Genomic DNA, 6190 nt, shown 5'->3' on the forward strand with positions numbered 1-6190 from the left:
GATGACGCGTCCGAGCAGGGGTCGCCCGCCGCGGATCAACCGTGAGCAGATCGTCGCCGCGGCCCGCAGTGTGACCGCGAAAGCCCTGACCATGCAGGCGGTGGCCGATGCGCTCGGCGTCAGCCGCAAGGCCCTGCACTACTACGTCGGCGACCGTGAGGGACTGCTCACGCTGGTGGTGCTGGACCACTTCGAACGCGAACTCGACCGGGTGGAACTGCCCTGGGACGACGACTGGCGGGCCGTGTTACGGGCCTATGCGGTCGCGTTCCGCGACGGCCTCGTGCAGGTCGGCATCCAGATCGGCATCGCGACCGACTTCACCCGGCTTCGTGGAATCGGTGCCGCGGCCGCGCTTGCGCTCGCCGATCGCGTCCTCGACGCCCTGTTGACTGCCGGTTTCGACCCCGACACCGCGCGGCACGGGCTCACCGCTGCGTCGAACATCGCGCAGTCGGCCGCCCACAGCGTCGCCGCGCAGACGGCAACCGGGGTGCACCGGCATCGCGCCCAGACCTCCGAGGCCCTGCAACACGAACCGCAGGACACCTATCCCGCGCTTCGCGCCGTGCTCGCGTCGGCCGAGACGGAGGCGCGTGACGCCGAGCGGCAGTTCGACTTCGAACTCGACGTGCTGATCGCCGGTCTGGACCGGTTCGCCTAGCGCCTTAGAGCGTCGCCTTGCCGGTGCGCTCCAGGCCGTTGCCGTCGACCCAGGTCAGGTCGATGACGTCGCCGGGGTAGTGCCGATCCAGCACGTAGGTCAGCGTGGTGGCGGAGTCCAGCGGGGTGCCGTCGATGACCGTGAGGACGTCGCCGTCGACCAGGCCGGCCCGTTCGGCGGGGCCGCCGCGCAACACCTCCGCGACGAACACGCCGGGTCCGCGCTGCGTCGTGCGGACGCCAACACCGAGCAGCACGGGCGGCCCGATGTGGACATCGGGGGACGGCGCCCGCGAGCGGATCTGGTTGGCGATGCCCATCGCGTCGTTGATCGGGATCGCGAAACCCTCGCCGCCGGGGCCGAACTGGAAGGTCACCGACGCCGCGGTGGTGACGCCGACGACCTGGCCGAGGCCGTTGACCACCGGTCCGCCGGAGTCGCCGGCCACCACGGGAGCGGCGAACTCGATCAGGCCGGTGAGCTCCTCCTTGCTACCGGTCAGCGCGTCCTCGGCGCTAACGGTGCGGCCGAACGCGGTCACGGTGCCGGTCTCGCGGGTCAGCGGGCCGCCGGTGCCGTTGGCATTGCCGAGGGCGACCACGGGTTCACCGGCCGCCAGTTGCGCGGAATCGCCGATCGGCGCGGTCGGCAGACCGGCGGCGCCCAGCAGCTGCAGGACCGCGATGTCACGCCTGCGGTTGTAGCCGACGAGCTCGGCAGGGTAGGAGCGGCCGCCGACGGACGCGGTGATCCGGTCGGCGCCGGAGACCACGTGGAAGTTGGTCAGCACCTGACCGCCCGGGTCGATCACGAAACCTGCGCCGTTGCCGAATGCGCCCTGGTAGTCGATCTCGGTGTCGATCTGCACGACGGCCGGCTCGACCTGCGCCGCGGACCCGATCGGGTCGCCGGGAGCGGCCACGGCCACCGGTGCGACCAGTGTGAGAAGTGCGCCCAGCGCGATCAGCAGCGTGCTGTACGAGCGGCGCACGGCGATATTGCCCATGCGCCCATATTGCCCGATGCCGCGAACTGCTAATCCTCGACGGCGACGCCGCCCCGCAACCGCCTGCGGCGACGCCGTGCCGGGTCGGTCTTGCCGGACGGTCTGCGGTTGCGCAGTTTGCCGTCGTCTTCTTCGGCCTCACCAGGCGTTTCGGTCTCGGTCGACGGCGTCTCGGCCGTCGCTTCCTCGGTGTTCTCCGCTGCCGAGTCCTCGGTGTCCGGCTCGGATTCCTCGGCGGTCACCTCGACCGATTCGGGCTCGTCGGTGTCCTCGGCCTCGTTGGCGGCCTCGTCGGCCTCGTCGGCGTGTGCGACGGTGTCCCCGGTGCCCCGGCGTCCCGGTCGGCGCTGCTTGGGCTCCTTGACCTTGAGCGGCTTGGGTGGCGGCGGCGGCAACTCGGCCACCGAGGCCAGGTAGAACGCGAAGATGCCGAGCAGGGCGATGGCCGCCGCGGCGCCGTAGATGCCGAACAGCCACCGGCCCGCGTCGTCCAGCGAGAGCCAGATCTCGCTGATTGCCGCTCCGATGATCAGCGTCCCCGCGAGCACCTGCAGGATGATCGAGGCGTTCCGCAGGGTCAGCGCCAGCTGCGGCGTGCCGAACTCCGGTCTGCGGGTGCGCAGCAGCGTGAACACCACGGGCAGCGCCGCCAGGCCGATCAGCGCGCCGACCACGATCCGCAGCGCGGTTCCGAGCGTGTGGGAGGTGTCGCCCACCAGCTCGGGCCAGCGGGGCAGGACGAAGAAGAAGTACAGAACACCGGCGGCAATACAGAACGACGCGTGCCAGATCACCGCGACGGTGCGGCTCATACTCCTCCTAGACGCTTATTGGGCCGGGATGCGACCGGGCCGACGGCCAGCTGGTCGCACCCCGGGCCGAGTGCGGAGGATGCGGGATTTGAACCCGCGAGGGCTATTAACCCAACCCGCGTTCCAGGCGAGCGCCATAGGCCACTAGGCGAATCCTCCGCGGGCCATGGTAGCCGACCTCGAACATGAGCCGATCCAGATGCTCGCGGCACTGGTATTAGACTCGCCGTGGACCCCGCGCGGCGTCCATCCTGTGAACTCCCCCAGGGCCGGAAGGCAGCAAGGGTCAATGGGCTCTGGCGGGTGCGCGGGGTCCCCTCTATCTCTCGCTCCAGTCGAAAGGCGCCCCGTGTCGTTCCTGTCGCTCGGCCGAGACGACCTCTCCGCACAGCACGAGCAGCAGAAGCGCAACTACGCCGAGCTGCAGGCCAAGGCGCTCAAGCTCGACCTGACCCGCGGTAAGCCGGCGCCCGCGCAGCTGGACCTGTCCAATGGGCTGCTTGAGCTGCCCGGCAAGGACGACTTCCGCGACGGTGACGGCACCGACGTGCGCAACTACGGCGGCGTGCACGGCCTGCCGGAACTGCGCGCCATCTTCGGCGAGCTGCTCGGGATACCGGTGCAGAACCTGATCGCGGGCAACAACGCCAGCCTGGAACTGATGCACGACGCCGTGGTGTTCTCGCTGCTGTACGGGGGCGCGGACTCGCCGCGGCCCTGGGTCGAGGAGCCCACGCTGAAGTTCCTCTGTCCCGCCCCCGGCTACGATCGGCACTTCGCGATCACCGAGAGCCTGGGCATCGAGATGATCACCGTGCCGATGCGCGAGGACGGCCCGGACGTCGACCTGATCGAGGAGCTTGTCGCCGCCGACCCGGCCATCAAGGGCATGTGGTGCGTGCCGGTGTACTCCAATCCCACGGGCATCACGTATTCCTGGGAGACGGTGCGCCGCCTAGTGCAGATGCGTACGGCCGCAACGGATTTCCGGCTCATGTGGGACAACGCCTACGCCGTGCACACCCTGACCCACGACTTCGTCCGCAATGTCGACGTGCTCGGGCTCGCCGAGGCCGCGGGCAACGCGAACCGGCCGCTGGTGTTCGCCTCGACGTCGAAGATCACCTTCGCCGGCGCCGGGGTCGGCTTTCTCGGCGGATCGCTGGGCAACATCGCCTGGTACTTGCAGCACGCGGGCAAGAAGTCGATCGGCCCGGACAAGGTCAACCAGCTGCGCCACCTGCGCTTCTTCAAGGACGCCGACGGCGTGCGCCTGCAGATGCAGCGCCACCAGCTGCTGCTGGCCCCGAAGTTCGCCGCCGTGCTGGAGATCCTCGAAGACCGGCTCGGCGAGTCGAAGATCGCGTCGTGGACCGAGCCCAAGGGCGGGTACTTCATCAGCCTCGACGTGCTGCCGGGCACCGCCCGCCGCACCATCGCGCTGGCCAAGGATGCCGGCATCGCGGTGACGGAGGCTGGTGCGACCTTCCCGTATCGAAAAGACCCCGAGGACAAGAACATCCGCATCGCGCCGACCTTCCCGGCCGAGCCCGAACTGCGCGCCGCGATCGACGGCCTGGCCACCTGTGCGCTGCTGTCGGCCACCGAGTCTCTGCTGAGGAGCTGATGGACGAGTCGGCCTCACCTCGTCGGACCGCGCCGGTAGCCTGCTGAGCGTGGCGCTCTACCGCAAGTACCGGCCAGCGACGTTCGCCGAAGTCGTCGGCCAGGAACATGTCACCGAGCCGCTGTCGACGGCGCTGACGTCGGGCCGGATCAACCACGCGTACCTGTTCTCGGGCCCCCGTGGGTGCGGCAAGACGTCGTCGGCGCGCATCATGGCCCGCTCGCTGAACTGCGCCGAAGGGCCGACGGCCACGCCGTGCGGGGTGTGTGACTCCTGCGTGGCGCTGGCCCCCAACGGCCCGGGCAGCGTGGACGTCGTCGAACTCGACGCCGCCAGCCACGGCGGCGTTGACGACACCCGCGAACTGCGTGACCGGGCCTTCTACGCGCCCGCGCAGTCGCGCTACCGCATCTTCATCATCGACGAGGCGCACATGGTCACCACGGCCGGCTTCAACGCGCTGCTGAAGATCGTCGAGGAGCCCCCGGAGCACCTCATCTTCGTGTTCGCGACCACCGAACCCGAGAAGGTGCTGCCGACCATCCGGTCGCGCACCCACCACTACCCGTTCCGGCTGCTGGCGCCGCGCACCATGCGATCACTGCTCGAGCACATCTGCACCCAGGAGAACGTGACGGTCGACGACGCGGTGTACCCGCTGGTCATCCGGGCCGGCGGCGGATCGCCGCGCGACTCTCTGTCCGTGCTCGACCAATTGCTCGCCGGTTCCGAATCGGGTCCGGCGGGCAGCCACATCAGATATCAGCGGGCGCTGGCGCTACTGGGTGCGACGGACGTCGCGCTGATCGATGACGCGATCGACGCGTTGATCGCGGGCGACGCCGCGGGGCTGTTCGGCGTCGTCGAGGCCGTCATCGACGCGGGCCACGACCCGCGCCGCTTCGCCGTCGACCTGCTGGAGCGGTTCCGTGACCTGATCGTGCTGCAGTCGGTGCCGGACGCCGCGGCCCGCGGTGTGGTCGACGGGCCCGAGGATGTGCTCGAGCGGATGCGCGACCAGTCGACCCGGCTCGGCACCGCGACGCTGACCCGCTACGCCGAGGTGGTGCACGCCGGGCTGGGCGAGATGCGCGGCGCGACGGCGCCGCGGCTGCTGCTCGAGGTGGTGTGCGCCCGGCTGTTGCTGCCGTCGGCCAGCGATACCGAGGCCGCGGTGCTGCAGCGCGTCGAGCGCATCGAGACCCGGCTGGACATGTCGATCCCCGCCGACGAGGCCGCGGCCTCGCAACCGGCCGCGCCGCCGAAGCAGTACGCCCGCAGGAGCAGGACCGCCGAGACGACGGCGTCCAAGGCCGAACCGCCACGGGCCGAGCCCGAAGCCGTCGCACCCCAGCCCGTGGCAGCGCCGCGACCGGAACCCGCACCGGAGCCCGAGCCGCCGCCGTCGCCACCGCCGGTGCGGCCGCCGTCGGACCCCGTGGTGGCCGCGCCGCCGCCCCCGGCGGTGACCGGCGAGCCCAATGCCGCGGCCGTGCGCAGCATGTGGTCGACGGTGCGGGAGAAGGTCCGCGAGCGCAGCCGCACCACCGAGGTCATGCTCGCCGGGGCGATCGTGCGCGCGGTCGAAGGTCACACCCTCGTGCTCAGCCACGAGTCCGCCCCGCTGGTCAAGCGGCTGAGCGAACAGCGCAACGCCGACGTGATCCGGGACGCGCTGAAAGACGCGCTCGGGGTGGACTGGCAGATCCGCTGCGAGACGGGTACCGCGACACCCGAACCGGCCGCGCCTGCCCCCATGGCCCCGGCGACCGCACCGCCGCCGCGCGACGACGACGAGGAGGAGTTGCTGGCCGAGGCCGGCGCCGACACCTCCGACGCGCCGCGCCGCGATCCGGAGGAAGCCGCCCTCGAGCTACTGCAGAGCGAACTCGGCGCCCGCCGCATCGAAGGCTGAATCCCCCGCCGAAACTGAAGTTCTGCAGGCGAAAACCCCGGCAGATTCATACGGTCACTGCAATATCGCCGTTTGGAGGTTGCAATGCCGTCTGGATACCCCGTCCCATTGGCGGTGCGGAGACAGTTCGTCGACCTGGTGTGTGCCGGCACTCCGGTGCTCGAGG

Annotated in this window: 5 protein-coding genes, 1 tRNA gene and 1 other RNA gene; 4 read left to right on the forward strand and 3 right to left on the reverse strand. The window is 70.4% G+C overall.

Translation table 11 applies throughout. The features are described from left to right. Position 1: 1 nt before the first annotated feature. Positions 2-664 (forward strand): TetR/AcrR family transcriptional regulator C-terminal domain-containing protein, encoded by a 663-nt coding sequence (locus tag ABGB19_RS17355; protein ID WP_347687188.1) that lies wholly within the window; start codon positions 2-4, stop codon positions 662-664. Between the two features lie 4 nt (positions 665-668). On the opposite strand, the gene ABGB19_RS17360 is transcribed toward ABGB19_RS17355, so the two are convergent. From ABGB19_RS17360 to ABGB19_RS17370, 3 genes are all read right to left on the reverse strand, one after another. After that, the gene (locus ABGB19_RS17360) at positions 669-1670 is read right to left on the reverse strand and encodes a trypsin-like peptidase domain-containing protein (protein ID WP_347687189.1); all 1002 of its coding nucleotides are present in this window, start codon (positions 1668-1670) and stop codon (positions 669-671) included. Positions 1671-1699: 29 nt separating this feature from the next. After that, the gene (locus tag ABGB19_RS17365) at positions 1700-2482 is read right to left on the reverse strand and encodes a hypothetical protein (protein ID WP_347687190.1); all 783 of its coding nucleotides are present in this window, start codon (positions 2480-2482) and stop codon (positions 1700-1702) included. 73 nt (positions 2483-2555) lie between these two features. Further along, positions 2556-2641: transfer RNA gene (locus ABGB19_RS17370), tRNA-Ser, on the reverse strand. A gap of 68 nt (positions 2642-2709) precedes the next feature. Between ABGB19_RS17370 and ffs the strand changes: the two genes are divergently transcribed. From ffs to ABGB19_RS17385, 3 genes are all read left to right on the forward strand, one after another. Beyond that, an RNA gene (gene ffs, locus ABGB19_RS17375) (signal recognition particle sRNA small type) lies at positions 2710-2804 on the forward strand. A gap of 27 nt (positions 2805-2831) precedes the next feature. Further along, complete coding sequence (locus ABGB19_RS17380) at positions 2832-4109, forward strand: aminotransferase class I/II-fold pyridoxal phosphate-dependent enzyme (protein ID WP_347687191.1); 1278 nt, start codon at positions 2832-2834, stop codon at positions 4107-4109. Between the two features lie 49 nt (positions 4110-4158). Next, positions 4159-6024 carry a DNA polymerase III subunits gamma/tau gene (locus ABGB19_RS17385; protein ID WP_347687192.1) on the forward strand — a complete coding sequence of 622 codons (1866 nt, stop codon included), beginning with the start codon at positions 4159-4161 and terminating at the stop codon, positions 6022-6024. The last annotated feature ends 166 nt before the right edge of the window (positions 6025-6190 follow it).

It is taken from the genome of Mycobacterium sp. B14F4 (assembly GCF_039871645.1).
Lineage (GTDB): Bacteria > Actinomycetota > Actinomycetes > Mycobacteriales > Mycobacteriaceae > Mycobacterium.

What these genes read in the sequence shown, in the direction of transcription:
- ABGB19_RS17355 (WP_347687188.1), top strand. Translation starts at nt 2, where the DNA reads ATGACGCGTCCGAGCAGGGGTCGCCCGCCGCGGATCAACCGTGAGCAG.
- ABGB19_RS17360 (WP_347687189.1), bottom strand. Translation starts at nt 1,670, where the DNA reads ATGGGCAATATCGCCGTGCGCCGCTCGTACAGCACGCTGCTGATCGCG.
- ABGB19_RS17365 (WP_347687190.1), bottom strand. Translation starts at nt 2,482, where the DNA reads ATGAGCCGCACCGTCGCGGTGATCTGGCACGCGTCGTTCTGTATTGCC.